Below are 16,932 nucleotides of genomic sequence, written 5' to 3'. Positions count from 1 at the left end.
TGTGTATCCCACCCCCCTGTCGATACGGACTGTTTCTTTACGAGCCGTTGCTGACACATCCGCGATACCTGTCCGTCCTTAAATGACCCACGTCGAGACAGCACACGAAACCGCGCACGTCATACCTAGGTATCGACCGACACCATGGTGCAATCCTCCATGGGGCATCGCGATGGTTTGATCGAGCTGCTTGAGCCGATTAGTCAAAAGGAGAACCACCATGCAAGCAGCTTCTTCCGCTTTTACCTGGCAACGCTGTCTGGCGTCATCCGCCCTCGTCAGCGTGGTCGGTCTTGCCCTGTTTGCCGGCAGTGGCGTCACACTGGCTGCTGACAACCCCACCGCCAGTGCCGCACCGGCCGGGTCGGAGGCTATTCGCCCGTACCGCATTCACGTCGATGAAGCGCAGTTGACCGAATTGCGCAAACGCATCGCGGCCACCCGCTGGCCCGACAAGGAAACCGTCAACGACGTCTCCCAGGGCGTGCAACTGGCCCAGGTCCAGGCGCTGGTGAACTACTGGGGCGATGGTTATGACTGGCGCAAGGCCGAGGCCAAGCTCAATGCCTTGCCGGAGTTCATCACCACCATCGATGGCGTCGACATTCAGTTCATCCACGTGCGTTCGCGCCACCCCAACGCCATGCCGCTGATCCTCACTCACGGTTGGCCGGGTTCCCAGTTCGAATTCCTCAAGACCATCGGCCCGCTCACCGACCCAACCGCTTACGGTGGCCGTGCGGAAGATGCTTTCGATGTGATCATCCCGTCGATTCCCGGCCATGGCTTTTCCGGCAAGCCGACCGAATTGGGTTGGGGCCCCGACCGGGTGGCGAAGGCCTGGGACGTGCTGATGAAGCGCCTGGGCTACAGCCATTACGTGTCCCAGGGCGGCGATCATGGCTCGGTGATTTCCGATGCGCTGGGCCGTCTGGCGCCGCCCGGGTTGCTGGGCATCCACCTGAACATGCCGGCCACCGTGCCGCCGGAGCTGGTGAAGCCGATCAACAGCGGTGATCCGGCACCCGCCGGGCTGACCGATCCGGAACGCCGGGCCTACACCTCCCTGAGTACGTTCTTCGGTCGTCACGCGGCCTACGGCGCGATGATGGTGACCCGGCCGCAGACCCTCGGCTACCTGCTGGCCGACTCGCCCACCGGCACGGCGGCGTGGATGTACGAGAAATTCGCGGCCTGGACCGACAGTGACGGCAAGCCTGAACGCGTGCTCAGCCGCGATGAAATGCTCGATGACATCAGTCTCTATTGGCTGACCGACACCGGCGCGTCGTCCTCCCGTTTCTATTGGGAGAACAACAACAATAACTTCAGCGCGGCCGCGCAGAAGACCACGGATATCAAGGTGCCGGTGGCGATCACCGTGTTCCCGCACGAAATCTATCAGGCGCCCAAGACCTGGGCACAGCGCGCCTATCCGTCGCTGTCCTACTTCAACGAAGTCAGCAAGGGCGGCCACTTCGCCGCCTGGGAGCAGCCTCAGCTATTCAGCGAAGAACTGCGTGAAGCATTCCGGCCACTGCGTGCAGTGGCGAAATAATCCGGCACCGCCGTACGTCCGGCAGACACTTTCGATTTCACAACTCGCAACCGCCGAGCGGCGGTTCGCAAGGGAGACTCACCATGACTACGACCCTGTTGAACCACACCTCCAAACCACGGCGCCGGCGTCTGCTCGCGCCGGCTCTCCTGGCGGTCGCCATGATGCAATTGGGCGCCCTGGCCGTGACCTCGTCACAGGCCAGCGCTGCCGAGGTGCCGGCCGGTACTATCGGTGCCATTACGCCGGGAACCAACACTTCGTTCGGCCCGTTGAAGCACGTCAAGGCAGGTTTGCTGGACGTTTCCTACGCTGAAGTCGGCCCCGCCGATGGGCCGGTGGTCATCCTGCTGCACGGTTGGCCCTACGACATCCATAGCTACACCGATGTGGCGCCAGCGCTGGCCCAGAAGGGCTATCGCGTGCTGATTCCCTATGCACGGGGTTATGGCGATACCCGTTTCCTGTCGGCCAAGACCGTGCGTAACGGCCAGCCTGCGGCGCTGGCCAGCGACTTGATCGACTTCATGGACGCGCTGCACATCAAGCAGGCCGTTCTCGGCGGCTATGACTGGGGCGCTCGCACTGCCGACATCGTCGCGGCGTTGTGGCCGGAGCGGGTGAAGGCATTGGTGGCGGTGAGTGGCTACCTGATCGGCAGCCAGGAGGCCGGCAAGACACCGTTGCCGCCGGCCGCCGAGTTGCAGTGGTGGTACCAGTTCTACTTTGCGACCGAGCGTGGTCGCCTGGGCTATGAAAAGAACACCCATGACTTCGCCAAGCTGATCTGGAAACTCGCCTCGCCGAAGTGGGACTTCGACGACGCGACCTATGACCGCAGCGCAGCCGCCTTGCAGAACCCCGATCACGTCCCGGTATCGATCTTCAACTACCGCTGGCGCCTGGGCCTGATCAAGGGCGAGGCCAAGTACGACGCGCTGGAGAAGAAACTGGCGGCGTTCCCGTCCATTGGCGTGCCGACGATCACCCTTGAAGGCGATGCCAATGGTGCGCCGCACCCACCTGCCGAGGCCTATGCCAAGCGTTTCACCGGCAAGTACGAGTATCGGCTGATCAGTGGCGGTGTCGGTCACAACTTGCCACAGGAGGCCCCGCAAGCCTTCGCCCAAGCCGTGATCGATGCCGATCATCTCTGACTCGGCACGAGGGAAAACAACAATGAAACTCAAACATCTGGCGGCATCCGCCGCTGTTGCGTCGGCGGCGTTGATCACCACCGGTCTCGCCTTGGGTGATACCGGCAGCGGTGAGGTTTCACCGATCTATGGGGTGAAGCTTCCCGATGGCTATCGCCAGTGGGCGCTGATCGCGCCGGCGCAAGAAGCCGAGCCACTGAACGAGCTTCGAGCGGTGCTGGGCAATGACCGGGCCATCAAGGCTTACCAGGATTCGACCCTGCCGTTCCCCGAGGGGACGGTCCTGGTGAAGATGGCCTGGAAGCACGTGCAGTCACCGGAGTTCGAGCCGGCCTCGATTCCTGGAGCGGCCACCACCGTCCAGGTGATGGTCAAGGACTCGAAGAAATATGCGTCAACCGGCGGCTGGGGGTTCGGTCGCTTTATCAACGGCAAGCCCGCCGACGAGGCCCAGCACCAGACCTGCTTCGCCTGCCACCAGGCGCGGGTGCAGAACCACGATTTTGTCTTTACGCGTCTCGCTCCATAAACCAGGTATCCAAGGAGTTCTCCATGAAAAAAGTCATTGCTGCACTGGCCTGCACGGCGGCCCTGCTCATCGGTGCCAGCGCCTCGGCGCAGACTGTAAAACCTACCGTCGTTCTCGTGCACGGCGCGTTTGCCGACGCGTCGAGCTGGAATGGTGTGGTAAAGATCCTCGAGAAGGATGGCTACACGGTGGTGTCCGCTGCCAACCCTTTGCGCAGTGTGAAGGGTGATGGCGCTGCGGTTTCGGCGCTGTTGGGCAGTATTCAGACGCCGGTGGTGCTGGTCGGCCACTCCTATGGCGGCAACGTCATCAGTGAAGCGGCCAACGACCACGCCAACGTAAAGGCACTGGTCTACGTCAGCGCCTTCGCGCCCGAGGCGGGCGAAACCGTCGCCGGGCTGGCCGGGAAGTTCCCCGGCAGCACCCTCGGCCCGACCCTGGCGGTGCCTGTCCCATTGGCCGATGGCGGCAAGGACCTGTACATCCAGCAGGGCAAGTTCCATGACCAGTTCGCCGCCGACGTTCCTGCCGCACAGGCCGCGTTGATGGCGGCAAACCAGCGTCCGGTGACCGAGGCGGCATTGAATGAGCAGGCGGGCACACCGGCCTGGAAACACATTCCGTCCTGGTACATCTACGGCGACAAGGACAAGAACATTCCACCGCAAGCCATGGCGTTCATGGCCAAGCGCGCCGATGCGAGGGATGTGAAGGTGGTCAAGGGGGCTTCCCATGTGGTGATGGTGTCCCACCCGGAACCGGTGGCCCGGTTGATCGAGGAAGCGGCTACGGCGAAGTGATTCCTGTGTCTTGAGGGGCGCCGCTCACGCATCGAATCCCGATGCGTGGGGGGCTTTCGATCAAGCCATCCATTGCCCATAGGGCCGATGGCGTATGCAAATGCCGCGTACCCCCTAATCCAATGTGGGATCGAGCTTGCTCGCGATGGCGGTAGGTCAGCTTGCATTGATGTTGATTGTGCCTCCGTCATCGCGAGCAGGCTCGCTCCCACAGGGACTGGGGGCATTTCCCCGATGTTGTGAGCAGACCGAGATCAGAGTGGGAGCGGGCCTTGCTCGCGAAAGCGGTGGGGCAACTTGCATTGATGTTGACTGTACTGCCGTCTTCGCGGGCAAGCCCGGCTCCCACAGGGTTGGGCGGCGTATGCAGATGCTGCGTACCCCGAAACCAGGGTGGGAGCGAGCCTGCTCGCGATAGCGGTGGGTCAGCTTGCGGGGATGTCGGCTGTGCCGCCGTCATCGCGAGCAGGCTCGCACACAACTCTTCCGCGTCACCTCGTAGATCCTGCTACCACAATGTTCCCGAGTCGTTAAAGCTGTACCCGCCGAAGCCTGCCGCTGAGCGGGACGACATGGCCGTCGGGCGTGGGCAGTCGACGTCCGGTCAGGCCCATGCCTTCGCTCACCAGAACGGCATCTTCCACTACACACAGGTTGGACGGGGTATCCAGGCCTTGGGCGAGCACGGTGACCTGGGCGGTCTGCAGGTTGCAGCTCAACAGTCGACCGGTGAACCGGGTGAAGCCGCCATGCAGCGGTTCGCCGTTCCAGTCCGGCAGCAGGGGCTGTTGCAGGCGGTCGCAGAGCTCCAGCACCAGCACGTTTCCAGCCGGGCACAGCGCCAGGCCTGTCGGCAGTTGCAGCCCATCGATCAGTCGCTCGATCTGCCTGCTACCGGGATGGACCCGGATCACCTGACCTGCCTTGTCGACGAAGTCGATGCCTTTGCGCGCGGGGTCGCCTTGCCGTTCGCCGGAGAACAGGCTGATCAGCACAGCGTCTGTCGCCGGTTCATACACCAACGTCACGGGCACGGCTTCCTGGCCCTGGTCCAGCTCAGGCAACTGGACCAATACCCGCTCGTCCTGGCCGTCGACGAACTCCACCAACTGATTGGTATCAGGTTTGACCGCCAGCCAACTGCGGCGAGAGGGGTGGTAACACAGGGCATTGAGATTGCCACGGCTGCGAAACACCGGTTCGGGCGGTGTGAATTGCAGGTCCAGCAGCTTGGAGCCTTCGACGTAATCGGTCTGACTCACCAGATAACGGCCATCTCCGCAGGCCACGTCCGACAGCCCCATGATTTCATCACGCAGCATACGTACCTGCATGTTCATGGCGCGAAACCCATCCGCCAGGGTTTCACGGGGCAGGTAGGCGCCGGGCCGGTGGGGATCGGGTCGCAGGCGACTGATGCGACCGCTGAAGGTCTGTTCCGGCAGGCCGGAGCCGGCCTCCACCAGCAGCAGGCTGCCATCGGCCCGCACGCAGACGCCGCGAGGGTTCAACAGGTCTTCGGCAATGATCGTACTCGGGCGCAGGCTTTCGCTCGGTCGCGCAGGAATATGAATAGGCATGAAGCTTCTCTCCGTCATGAAGGATGGGGACGATCACTGCGGCGGTTGCCACGGCTCACCGGTGAGGTAGGCCCGCAGCAGCGCCCGCTGGCAGGGCGACATCGAGCGCACCACGGGCATGAACAAGGTGGTGCCTTTGTAGGCATCCGACGTCCGCGCCAGGATGGGATTCTTGGCGCCCATGATCGCGTCGGGCTGGTTCAGCGGGATGTAGCGCGACATGGCGGGGAAGGCCAGGTAGTGAAAGCGCAGGACGTTGGGGTACATCAGCGGCCAGGTGATGGTGGTGCCCTGGGGGATGCCGAAATCGGTCTGGGCGTATTTGCGGAAGTTGCTGAAGTAGGCGCTGCTGTCCACGCCATTGACGGTGCAGGTCAGCGTGACGAAACCCGCCTGGGCGGCACTGGCCTGCTTGACGGTGACGGGGAAGCTGACGGCAAGCTGGCCGGCGTTGACAGTCAGCGAGTCGGGGAAATCAAGGAAATCCCAGTATTTTGGCAGAACATAGGCCGCGGTCGCCGACGCCTTCACGCCGATTTCCGTGGCGCTGGGCACCGGCCCGCCCAGGTACCGGATCTGCAGGGTAATCGACAGGCCATTGGGGTAGTCCTCCAGGTAGACGTTGCGCTGGTCGGCATACAGACGATAGGTCGATTCAGTGGCCTGCAAGGTGGTGTCGGCGACTGTGCCGGGGGCGTTGATCGCCAGGGCGCTGGTCTGCACCGCTTGTATCTGGCTGGCGGTCATGGGCAGGTCGACGATGCCGCCGTATACGTAGTAGTTCACTAACGGACTGCTGGTCGGGTCCAGGGTGGCCAGGGTGGTGGTGCCGGCACTGATGGTGACGGGGCCGTAATTGGCGTTGGGCCCGATGGGGCTGGTGATGTCGTCCCTGACGGCGCGGAAGGTTTCCTTCGGAATGACATTCACCATGTCGATGCTCAGGTAACCGTTGCCATTGCCCAGGTCGGCATAGCCGGCATTCCCCGTGTCCTGGTTGACCAGTTGCCGGCCCGGCTGGCAGCTCAGTGGCTCGTCGGCGAAGGCTGGGGCCAGCGTGCCAATGACCCGGCCGATGCTCGGGTTGGGGGTGTATCGGCCGGCTGCGTAGTCGGCGTCCAGTTGCTCGGTGGTCATCGTCGGGCACATTTCGAACATGACGAAACGCAGGACGATCCCCGTTGCCCCCGGCGCCTGGATGATCGCGCGCAGGCCGGCGCTGTTCGTGTTCCAGCTGACGATGCTGCTCAGGGGAAAGGTCAATTGGAACGTGCCGCTGGCGTGAAAGGAGCCTGGTGAATCCATCTTTTTCGGCAGTAACACACGCCCGGCCACGTCAAAGCTGCTGCACACGGTATTGCTGTGAATCAACAGCTGGATGTCGCTGTTGCCGCCGATTTGCAGACCACCGACGAAGATCTGTGTGGTCGTGGTGCCGGTGGGGTCCAGGTCCACCATCATCGGGCCGGAGACGGGCGCCTGGCCCGTTACCGGATCCACCGAGCCAAGCAGGTAGACCGGCTGGCCCACCAGGTCGCCGGTGGTGCTGATGCCGCCCGGTATCCCTTGGGAGCTGATCAAGGCGTTCTGCATGTCGACGACGTGCTGCCCGTAGTGATTCCAGCCGCCGGCGGTGTAGTAGTCACCGTTGGGGGCGTTGATCATGTCGTTCAACTGGTCATCGGTGTAGGACTGCGCACCCGGTGCCAGGGTTGAAGTGGTCAGGTCGAAGAGCGGCCAGTTGTCGTTGCCATCGTAAGGGATGGTGGGGGAGTTGTTCGGCAGGCTGACGTCGGTGCGGATGCCGCCCCAGAAATTCAGTCGAGGTCCGTTCAGGATACTCATGATTTATTCCTCGTCCTTGATGGATTTGATGACCGGCGAATTGGCGAATTTGAACAGGTAGGAAAAATCGGACTTGTAGGGGCTCTTGACCGGCGTCGCCATGGAGTGGCAGTTCATGCAACTGCTGTTGGGCTGGATGTAGCTTTCCATGGTCACGTTGGCCGAGAGCGACGGGGTTGGCTGGCCCAGGGGGTTACTGGGGTTGTCCGGCATCAGCGGGCGTTGGGTGGTGATGAGTTGGTAGTACTTCAACACGCTTTTCTGCAGGTCGGGGTTGCTGCGGTAATCAGCGTTTACCTTGTCGGTGACCTCGGCAATCGGCGTGACCCGGTTCAATGGGTTGGGGGTCTGGAACGTGGTCCCGGACTTGGGCACGCAGACCAGGTGTGCGCCTTGGGTCTGCCAATCACAGGGCGACTGGTTGAGGTTGGCGGCGGGTGCGTTGGCGTTGAAGTAGGAATAGGCCATGCCCGATGCCGGTTGGTCGACCCACTGACCGTGCACCAGCGCCTTGGGCGGCACGTTGTCGATCTGCTCGAAGGTCGACCATATCCACTGCGGATAGCCGTTCACCTTGGTGATGATGTGCAGGCCCACCAGGCCCAGGTAGGCCTCGGTGATGCCGGTGCGTTGGCCTTGGTCATCGAACGTGGCGACACGGGCGAGCTGGGTCAGGTAGCGGCTGGCATTGTCGCTGGTGGTCAGGATGCGCCAGCTCGACTTGATCTCGATGACGCCGTTGGGAAAGCTGATGTTGTTGGCTTTGGAGACGACATCGGCGTTGTAGTACTGGTTGTTGACGATGTAGTCGTAAGAGTTTTCGTTGGCCGAAATATCGTAGTAGGTCGGGTTGCCAGCCTGGTCGATCAGCCAACCGCCGACGGCCTGGTCGACGGCGTTCACCTGGCTGCTGTTCTTCAATGCCGCAATGTTGATGATGCCCAGGCTCTTGGCTTTCTGCGGGGTATTCCAGGGGCCCGGATTCGCCCCCTGCGGCAGGAAGATTTCCTCCACGGTCTTGTAGGTTTGCCAGACGGTGTAGCCGGCGTCGCCTGGCTGTTTGCTGCAGTCGGGATCACCGCGCTGCCCGTGCTGGGCGGGCCAGTTCATGGCGATGAACATCTGCCAGCTGTACTGATCGAACAGGTCCTGGCTGGCGTTGGCGGCGGGCGCCGTGGTGGGGGGCTGACAATTCAGGGTGCTGGCCTGTGTCGGTGTGCTCTGGTCGCGGGTCTGGTTCAAAGCCAGGGCCGGCAGACTGGCGATCCCCAGCAATATCAGGATGAACGTTTTCATGGCAATCCTTCGTCTTGAGTCGATTCACTGGCGGCGAGGAAGTTTGTTGTGGCAAGGGAGCAAGCGCCCTCGCCACAGTCTCCTTGCCGCATACCCCTTGCATATCCTTGTGAGTTTTCAGGGCCTGCGCTGCATCAGCCTGTTCCACTGCGCCTTCTGGCCGTTGCTCTGCGAAGCCGGGGGCTCGAACAACTGGCAGGGCGGCGGATTCGATGGGCACATGGCAGCCACCTGTGCCCAGGTCTGGGCCGGGTCGGGCTTGGCGATGCGGAAGTTGGTGTAGTTCTGGCTGACGATGGGCGCATTGGCGACGCTGGCGTCACCGGAAAAATAGAACGACTGCGGATGCCGGTAGGGCGGTTGTCCCGACATCTGCTTGTAAAAGGCGTAGCCGAACAGGATCGGCCCCTGCGGTGAGTCGAGGTCCAGGGCATAGGCCTGCACGCTGCCATTGAGGTTCTGGCTGCGCGCGGCGCTGTAGGGCAGGTGCTGGATGAAATCCTGCCGCGGCGGATGGTTCATCGGCGAGAACATGCAGCAGGCTGGCATGTCCTTGGGGCGATCCTGCGGATAGGTCAGGAAGTACGCCTTGTTGCCCAGGGACACGAAGGAGCAGGTGTAGTTGTTGTTCTTGATCGGGAAGATCGGCAGGCAGTATTTCTCGTAGTGCTCCATCATCGCGCCGAAGCCGTCACCATCCGGCGGGATGTAAGTAGTGTCGTAGTAGCTGGTGCCCCGGGAGACGGTGTAGTCCGCCGGAACGAGGGTGGTGGGTGGGTTGCTATAGGGCGGCGGGTTCTTCTCGTAGTTGTGCATCACTCGGTACATGGTCCAGTCGCTGATCCAGAACGCCGGGAAAAACGGATCGGAAGGGTCGCCCGGTGCGCGTTTGGCGATGCAGTTGCCGTTCTGTTCGTTACAGCCTTCGGTGTTATGCACCCCCATGGTGAAGTAAACCGCACCGCTGTCCTGGGCAAAAAGCCCCGGACTGAACAACAGGATCAGTAGCAACAGTCGGCTCAAAATGCTGGCTTTCATATCGACACTCCTGTGAAGTGCCGGGTGGCGGGCTTGCCACCCGGTGATCCTGGGTGAAATTGTCAAAGGCCGTTGTAGTCACTCATGCTGAGAGTCTTGGGCGGAAAGTTGAGCTTCACCAGGCGTTTGGCCCACAGCTCCAGTACGGCGCGGCGGCTTTGTGACAGGTCGCGGGTGATGGGCATCGCCAGGGTGCTCTCATCCTGGTTCTCCTTGCTGATCAATATGATCAACTGATCGACGGCGCCCTCTACGCGCGTGCGGGAATCGAGCGGCATGTACTTGTTCATGATGGGGTACAGGTAATAGAAGGTTTGCAGGACCTTTGGAAAGATGAACGTGTTCCATATCTTTTCCGGGGCGTCCGTGGAGGTACACATGCCATTCCAGGCGCTGATGAAGTCCTCTTGCAACTTCATGTCCACGGGCAGGACCCGTATCGGCGCAAGGAAGTCGACGAAGGTCTGGGTGATCGGGAAGCTGAAGGGAATGACCGGATTTTTGCCGTTCTCCTGCACGAAGAAGCGCAGGGTGGGGAAGCCCGGCGCCACTGCCCGGTAGCCTATCTGGGCGATGCCTTGGGCGTTGGTGGTGATGACGGCGTAGGAGTAACTGATGCTGCTGGCCTTTTTGTCCTGCAGTGTACCGGTGCCAGTGCGACCCTTATCGAGAACCAGGCAGGGGCGCAGGTCGACGGCGACCGGTGTGCCGGAATGTTTGAGGAAGTCTTGATACAAGACCGGGCAGCCCACGGGGTCGGACACGTCTTGCAGATCGGTCAGCCGACGACCGCTGCCGGTGCTGCGATAGAGGTCGACCGTAGCCGCATCGGTGAACTGCGGCAGATTGGCCGTGTTCTTGCTGCGGTCCGTCGGGTTGTCGTAGAACAGGGTGAAGTCGGCTGCGTTGCTGAATGCCAGGTAATAGTTGCTGCTGGTGACCATGAAGGGATTGCCATACTCCGCTACATACAACGTGGTGTTGGCGGCTGGCTGACCATTTTTCTGCACCATGATGCTCATTATCTTGCGCTCACCGACGTCGATGAAGCTGCCGCTCTCGATCACTTCGGCGGTCCACTGTTGCTGATGGGCGGCCATTATCGAAGGGGTTGGGGCCGCGTTGCGCTGTTGCAGGAGTAGGGGGCCGGATTGCAGTACTCCCTTGGCATTGGAGCTGAGGACGAGGTCGAGGATGCCCGAACGTTTTTCGAAGGCCGATTGCTGGTATTGCTCGAAACCGAAGCCGGCCGCTGCGGTGAATCGCCCTTGCTGGCGGACGCCCAGCAGGTAGCTGCCGGAGTTGAATTTCTCTGGAACGAGGATGTCGGCGTCGGGGTTCACCGGATAGCATGGAAACGTGTTGCTCAGGTCCAGTGACAGGACGTTGCCGGTGAACTGCGCCGAGATCACCCCCAAACTCGCACTTTGATCATCCTGCCCCGGTTGAGTCATCGTCACTGGCTGGTTGGGCACCAGGCGCAGCCCGGCGGGGGCGGTGGGGTATTCGTTGGCGAACCACAGGCCCAGCACCGCCGAGGTGCGGCTGTAGGCGGGGTTGAAGAAAATCTGGTTGACGTTGTCCAAGCCCTTCTTGTACAGCTCGCGCACATGCGCCATGACTTCCGGGTTGTTGGAACGGGTGTTGAGGCGCTGCGGGTAATCGTTGAATATCCCGTTCTTGTCGTAGCAGGTCAGGTAGGCGGAAAACCGGAACATCAGGCCCTGCGCCCCTTGCTGCTTCATCTGCTGCTGGAGGTTGTTCAGCAGGGATGAGTTGCCGATCAGCCATTCCAGATTCTCCTTGGGGAAGCAGGTCTGCCAGGTGGTGCTGACATTCACCAGCCCACCCAGGGCGCCCCAACTGAAGTTCAGGAAGCGGTCCATCATCCGGTACTTGCGGTTCAGCGTCAGGCCGCAGGACCCGTCCCCCAGCACCAGTTTGTCGAAATACAACGCCGTGAACGTGTTCTGCCATGGACTGATGTCCACGAAGCGCGCCGGAGTCGGGGCAGAGCTGCCCAGGGGGCTGCCGAGCAGTTGGTATGGCTTGCCGACCAGCGAATCATGGTCGATGTAGGTATTGGCCTGCAATTCGCCGCCGATGACGGTCGAGGTGGTTTTCCCGTAGTTCACCAGGCCGCAACCGTTGTCGCCGAACAGATCCCATTCGGCGGGCATGTAGGGGTCATGCTTTGGATTGATATTGCCGGGCACCTGCTGCACATAGGTCGGCATGTTAGCCATGTGCTGCGTCGAGAGGGTCCATGGCATCAGTGTGTCGGGGGCGTTGTTGTTGTCGATGCCGAAGTGCTGCATGAACGGCCAGTTGATGTCCATGTTTACTGCGTCATACAGCGGGAACATATCGTTGTTGTTGGCCGTCGGCGGATTCCAGAACATCTCGCCGTTGAGGTAGATGCGGGGGAAATTCAATACGCTCATGTCGTGCTCTCCTTAGCGTTTCCACTGGGCGCGTTTCAGCGACCAGACAAAATCCAGCTTGTTGTAGCCGTTGAAGGCTTTGTCCGGCAGCGGTGCAGTGGGGTAGGTGAGGCCCCCTGAGCTCGGGATGGCGAAATTGAAGTAGCCGTCGTTCTTCGAGTAGGCGGCGGTGCTGTGGCAGGCCAGGCAGGACGATGAGTCCTGGAATGCCGATTCCAGCTGCGAGTTCGCCAGGACCTGGGTAATCGGTTGGAATTCCACGCCGATCAGCTCGTACTTCGACAGCGCCGGGTTACTGGCCTGGAACCGGGCATTGACCGGTATGGCATCCGGTGTCGGCCCGGTGAGGTTTGTCATCGGCTTGGGTGGCTTGCCCTTGGTCACGGTGTACTTGTGGTTATTGATGTTTTCGAAGGTGGTCCAGACCCAGTTGGCGTCCAGCTTGTTGACGACATGCAAACCACTCAACGCCGCATAACCGACCTGATAACTGGAGCCCACGGCGTAGTAGGCCTGGGCCACGTAGTAGCCATCTTTTTCCAGCTGCGTCTTGTAGTTCGCGTCCGTGCCGATCCACAGCCAGGAGGCTTTCAACTCCCAGGCCGTGGCCGGAAAGTTCAGGTTGCTCGTCAGGGCCGCTTGACCATCCACGTTGTAGACGTTGTTTTTGACGATGTAGTCGTAGGTGTCCTGGCCCATCAGCAGTTGAAAGCGCACGACGTGACCTTTTTGTGCCTCAGGCACGGCTTTGCCACCCATTTCCAGGCTCAGGCCGTCGACCTGCTGCACGGCGTTGAGGTTATGCAGCAGACGATTCGAGTTCAGCCCCAGGGCTCGGGCTTGCCTGATCACCTCATCCGGTAGTTTCATGCGGCTGTAATACGAGCCGGGGTTGGCGCCATTGGCCAGATAGACCTGATCGGAAGGTTTGAACAACTCCCACTGACGGTTGTAGCCGTTGGCGTCGGACTGGTTCAAACAGACGAACCAGTTCCAGGCCATGTTTTCGGGACTGGTGTTGAACGCGGATCGGGTCTGGTCGACGTTCGTTCCGAACTGCAGGAATTTGTCGCAGTTGAAGGGGCCGGTGTTCTCGGCCTGGGCCAAACCGGCCAGGGCACTCAGAACTGTGATGGAAATGGCTCGCCGCATGGAAGCTCCTTGGCATTGGCCGTGTCGGTGTGAGGGCGCCCCAGGAAGTGTTCCAGGAGCAGTTGTTTCACCGCCGTGGCCGCAAGCTGCTGGGGCAATGGCAGATCACAATTGGTGATGAGCAGCGGGCCGTTGAGCTCGCTGTCGGGCAGGCGTCCATGGCTGCCGCGAACCAGTCCGGTGTCCAGTGGAATCAGGTCCATGTAGTAGCGAAAACCGAGCTTCTTCTGCAGCAGGCGCCGCGCCACTTTCAGTTTTGGGAAACGAATGGCCGGGTCGATGAACAGCTCCAGCGGGTCGTAGCCCGGCTTGCGGTGGATGTCCACGGTGCGGGCAAAGTCAGGCGCCTTGCGGTCGTCGAACCAGTAGTAATAATCGAACCAATGCCCCGGCTCGGCCACGACCACCAGCTCACCGCTGCGCGGATGGTCCAGATGCCAGGCCCGTTGTTCGGCTTTATCCAGCACCTGCTCGATGCCGGGTTGGCGCAGCAGCAGCGCCTTGACCCGAGGAATGTCCTGCGCCTGTTTCACATAGACATGGGCGATCTGATGATCGGCGACGGCGAACGCGGCACTGGCGCCGGGGTCGAGCAGTTCCCAGCTCAGGGATTGCCGGACCTGCAATAACCCTTCCGAGCGCAACAAGCGGTTGATGGACACCGATTGGCGGACAGCCTCGATGCCGTATTCGGAGAGCAACATCACCGCTGCGCCTTGCGCCTGGGCAAAGTCCAGCAGACGACCCACCTCACTGTCGATGGCACGCACTTCCCCGGCAATCGACGGATGATCAGGGCCCAGGCGTTGCAGGCTGTAGTCCAGGTGAGGCAGGTAGATCAACTGCAGGTCGGGACGGTTGATGGCGAATTCGGCGATGGCACAGTCGACGATCCAGCGGCTCGACGCGATGCCGGCGGCCGGTCCCCAGAAGGCTGGGAAGGGGAACTCGCCGATCTGCTGTTCGATACGTTCATGCAACGTGGGCGGTGCCGAATACAGGCCGAACATCTTGCGACCATCGGCGGGATAGTGCGGGCGCGGGGTGATGGCGGCGTCCACGTCCGCGTACATGTTGTACCACCAGAACAACTGGCTGCAGCGAAACCCCGGCAGCCGGCGCTTGAGCGCGTGCCAGACCTTTTCACCCTGGATCAGGGCGTTGGGCTGCAGCCAGAAACGTACTTCGGCCTGGTCGCGAAAATACCAGCCGTTGCCGACAATGCCGTGTTCAGAGGGTGCAAGCCCGGTGAGGATCGAGGCTTGCACCGACGAGGTGACGGCCGGGAACACCGGTTGCAGGGTCGCCATCTTGGCCGTCTTCAGCAGGGCATTGATGTGTGGCGTCGACGCGCCCAGCAGCGCCGGGGTCAGCCCTACCACGTTGATCAGCAGCAGCGGTTGGCGCGGGCGCTCAGCGGGCATTGGCATACGCCTCCGGCGCTTGGGGTTGCAGCAGTTGCCGTTGGCGCAGTTGCTCTTCGACCCAGCGCAGTTCCCTGGCGATACCCTGGAGCTGGGCATGGGCGGTGGTGGGTCGCATCTGCTCGGGCAGGACGCCCCAGCTGTAGGTTTCCACTTCCAGTACCGGACGGAAATCCTCGTGGCCGGCGAGAAAATCGAAGGTCTGTGCCAGGGCGATCTGGCTGCCGCTGAGTTCAGGCAGCAGCAAGTGCTCGCTGAACAGCGGAACGTGGAAATGGATCCGCAACTCGGGGTGTTGCCCGGGGTTCCTCGCGCATTCGTCGAGGGCGGCGGGGAGGTCTGCCCAGGCCGATAGACGATCCTGCCCGTCGCGGGCTTTCACCTGATGCAGGTAGGTGGCTTCGGCAAAATCGCCCAGGGTCTTGAGGACCTGTTCGCGGCGCTCGACATCCTGGGGCAGTTGGCAGATCAAGGCGTTGGACAGCTGGATCTTGCCCACGGGCACCCGCGCCTGGCGCAGCTTATCCAGTGACTGATAACAGTCCTCGAAGACCACGGCCTGGTGGCACACGTCAAAACACAGCGCCAGATGATCATGGTGCGGATCGCTGGCCTGCAGGCGGTGGAAGAAGGCGATGGCCTGGTCGGTGTGTTCCAGCACACAGTCCGGTTCCATCTCCAGGCAGAACACGATCTTCTTGCCGGTCTCCTGATGCAGCCTGTGCAGCGAGGCCGTGAGTTGGCGCAACTGATGCTCGGCGCGCCGGTGCAAGATTGCGTTCCAGTGGGCGGTGTACCCCAGTGGCACGGTGGAAATTACCCCCTGGCAGCAGTCCGCCGGCAAGGCTTCGGCAAGGATCCTCGCCAGGTTCAGGCTGTACACCAGCCGCTTCGGGTCGGCCCAATTGGGCAGGTAGACCTCGGCCTTCACCGCGGCGTGATGAAACTGGCCATAGGGAAAACCGTTGAGCGAGGTCAGGCGCAGCCCGCTGCATCGCAGCAGGTTCAGAAAGTCCATGCGCGCCGACGCTTGTTGCAGTTCGGCGGCGGCGAGAGCGCTGATCCACAGGCCGCTGTCCTGTTCGTCGAGCCTGCGCAACGTGCGCACACCCTTGAAATGCTGCTCGATGGAAGACCGCAGCCCGGCCAGGTCCCGGGTCGGGTGCACGTTGCTGCAATAGCCGACCTGCGCGGGCTGCCAACCGGTGTCGGCGTTCATTTGATCACCGGTTCCTGGCCGCGCAGAGCGGAGTTTTCCTGCCACTGCCGACGCTGGTCGATGGGCAACGGGGTGCTGACCAGGGCCTTGTCCAATTGGCCGCTCTGGGCAAAGAAGTCCACCGGGTTGTGGAACAGCACCTGCTCGACTTGCGTTTCACTGAAGCCGGCCGCCAACATGGCCTGGCCGGTTTTCGGCACCTTCAGCGGGTCGCTGATGCCCCAGTCGGCGGCGCTGTTGACCACCATTTTCTCGGTGCCGTACTGCTGCAGCAGGGCGACCATGCGTTGTTCCGACATCTTGGTATTGGGGTAGATGGAATGGCCGCGCCAGCAGTCGGTATCCAGCACCAGGGGCAGGGTCAACTCGTTGAGGTGGTCGATGATCACCAGGTGCTCGGCAATCCCGACTTCACGAATGACAGCCAGGGTTCGCTTGGTACCACCGATCTTGTCGCGATGCGGGGTGTGCACCAGTACCGGCAGATTGAGCTGGCGGGCCAGTTCCAGTTGTGCGGCGAGGAAGCGATCCTCTTCCGGCGTGATGTCGTCATAGCCGATTTCACCGACCGCGACCACGCCGTCTTTCATCAGGTAGCGCGGCAGGATCTCCAGCACTTCGTTGGCGATCGACAGGTCATTGGCTTCCTTGGGATTGAGGCCGATGGTGCAGAAGTGGTGGATGCCGAACATGCTGGCGCGAAAGCGTTCCCAGCCCAGCAGGGTGTCGAAGTAGTCGATGAAACTGCCGACACTGGTCCTGGCCTGGCCCTGCCAGAAGGCCGGCTCGATGACCCCGGTGATGCCGGCGGCCGCCATGTTCTGGTAGTCATCGGTGGTGCGGCTGACCATATGAATGTGCGGATCGAAGTACTTGGGCATGGTGAGTCC

13 protein-coding genes are annotated in these 16,932 nt (G+C 61.7%); 4 read left to right on the top strand and 9 right to left on the bottom strand.

All coding sequences use genetic code 11. The annotated features are described in order from the left end of the window. Nucleotides 1-220 precede the first annotated feature (220 nt). The 4 genes from AD665_RS19970 (at nt 221) to AD665_RS19955 (ending at nt 4,044) form a co-directional block, all read left to right on the top strand. Nucleotides 221-1,558: an epoxide hydrolase family protein gene (locus tag AD665_RS19970; protein WP_053193344.1), complete on the top strand. Its 1,338-nt coding sequence runs from the start codon at nt 221-223 to the stop codon at nt 1,556-1,558. 83 nt (nt 1,559-1,641) lie between these two features. Then, a complete protein-coding gene (locus AD665_RS19965; protein WP_024779837.1) occupies nt 1,642-2,715 on the top strand; it encodes an alpha/beta fold hydrolase in 1,074 nt (357 codons plus the stop codon). Nucleotides 2,716-2,737: 22 nt separating this feature from the next. Further along, a complete protein-coding gene (locus tag AD665_RS19960) occupies nt 2,738-3,244 on the top strand; it encodes a cytochrome P460 family protein (RefSeq protein WP_053193333.1) in 507 nt (168 codons plus the stop codon). Nucleotides 3,245-3,267: 23 nt separating this feature from the next. Then, the gene (locus AD665_RS19955) at nt 3,268-4,044 is read left to right on the top strand and encodes an alpha/beta fold hydrolase (RefSeq protein WP_053193323.1); all 777 of its coding nucleotides are present in this window, start codon (nt 3,268-3,270) and stop codon (nt 4,042-4,044) included. Between the two features lie 530 nt (nt 4,045-4,574). On the opposite strand, the gene AD665_RS19950 is transcribed toward AD665_RS19955, so the two are convergent. The 9 genes from AD665_RS19950 to AD665_RS19910 all read right to left on the bottom strand — a co-directional run bounded on the left by AD665_RS19950 (nt 4,575) and on the right by AD665_RS19910 (nt 16,923). Beyond that, nucleotides 4,575-5,624 carry a hypothetical protein gene (locus AD665_RS19950; RefSeq protein ID WP_053193315.1) on the bottom strand — a complete coding sequence of 350 codons (1,050 nt, stop codon included), beginning with the start codon at nt 5,622-5,624 and terminating at the stop codon, nt 4,575-4,577. Nucleotides 5,625-5,657: 33 nt separating this feature from the next. Then, nucleotides 5,658-7,469: a hypothetical protein gene (locus AD665_RS19945; RefSeq protein ID WP_024781163.1), complete on the bottom strand. Its 1,812-nt coding sequence runs from the start codon at nt 7,467-7,469 to the stop codon at nt 5,658-5,660. Nucleotides 7,470-7,472: 3 nt separating this feature from the next. Beyond that, the gene (locus AD665_RS19940) at nt 7,473-8,765 is read right to left on the bottom strand and encodes a hypothetical protein (protein WP_053193312.1); all 1,293 of its coding nucleotides are present in this window, start codon (nt 8,763-8,765) and stop codon (nt 7,473-7,475) included. 117 nt (nt 8,766-8,882) lie between these two features. Beyond that, nucleotides 8,883-9,803, bottom strand: a complete 921-nt coding sequence (locus AD665_RS19935; RefSeq protein WP_053193309.1) for a hypothetical protein — start codon at nt 9,801-9,803, stop codon at nt 8,883-8,885. Nucleotides 9,804-9,865: 62 nt separating this feature from the next. Then, a complete protein-coding gene (locus AD665_RS19930; RefSeq protein ID WP_053193306.1) occupies nt 9,866-12,247 on the bottom strand; it encodes a hypothetical protein in 2,382 nt (793 codons plus the stop codon). Nucleotides 12,248-12,259: 12 nt separating this feature from the next. Continuing rightward, nucleotides 12,260-13,399: a hypothetical protein gene (locus AD665_RS19925; RefSeq protein WP_024781159.1), complete on the bottom strand. Its 1,140-nt coding sequence runs from the start codon at nt 13,397-13,399 to the stop codon at nt 12,260-12,262. Then, a complete protein-coding gene (locus tag AD665_RS19920) occupies nt 13,369-14,823 on the bottom strand; it encodes an alkaline phosphatase family protein (RefSeq protein ID WP_024781158.1) in 1,455 nt (484 codons plus the stop codon). Before AD665_RS19920 ends, AD665_RS19925 begins: the two co-directional genes overlap by 31 nt. After that, a complete protein-coding gene (eboE, locus tag AD665_RS19915; protein WP_053193303.1) occupies nt 14,813-16,042 on the bottom strand; it encodes a metabolite traffic protein EboE in 1,230 nt (409 codons plus the stop codon). The genes AD665_RS19920 and eboE overlap by 11 nt, the downstream gene beginning before the upstream one ends. Beyond that, complete coding sequence (locus tag AD665_RS19910) at nt 16,039-16,923, bottom strand: TatD family hydrolase (RefSeq protein WP_024781156.1); 885 nt, start codon at nt 16,921-16,923, stop codon at nt 16,039-16,041. Before AD665_RS19910 ends, eboE begins: the two co-directional genes overlap by 4 nt. Between the last annotated feature and the right edge of the window lie 9 nt (nt 16,924-16,932).

Origin of the sequence: Pseudomonas corrugata (genome assembly GCF_001269905.1) — a bacterium.
In the GTDB taxonomy this organism is placed as follows: Bacteria; Pseudomonadota; Gammaproteobacteria; order Pseudomonadales; family Pseudomonadaceae; genus Aquipseudomonas; species Aquipseudomonas corrugata.
This window is presented reverse-complemented; position numbering and strand designations above follow the sequence as displayed.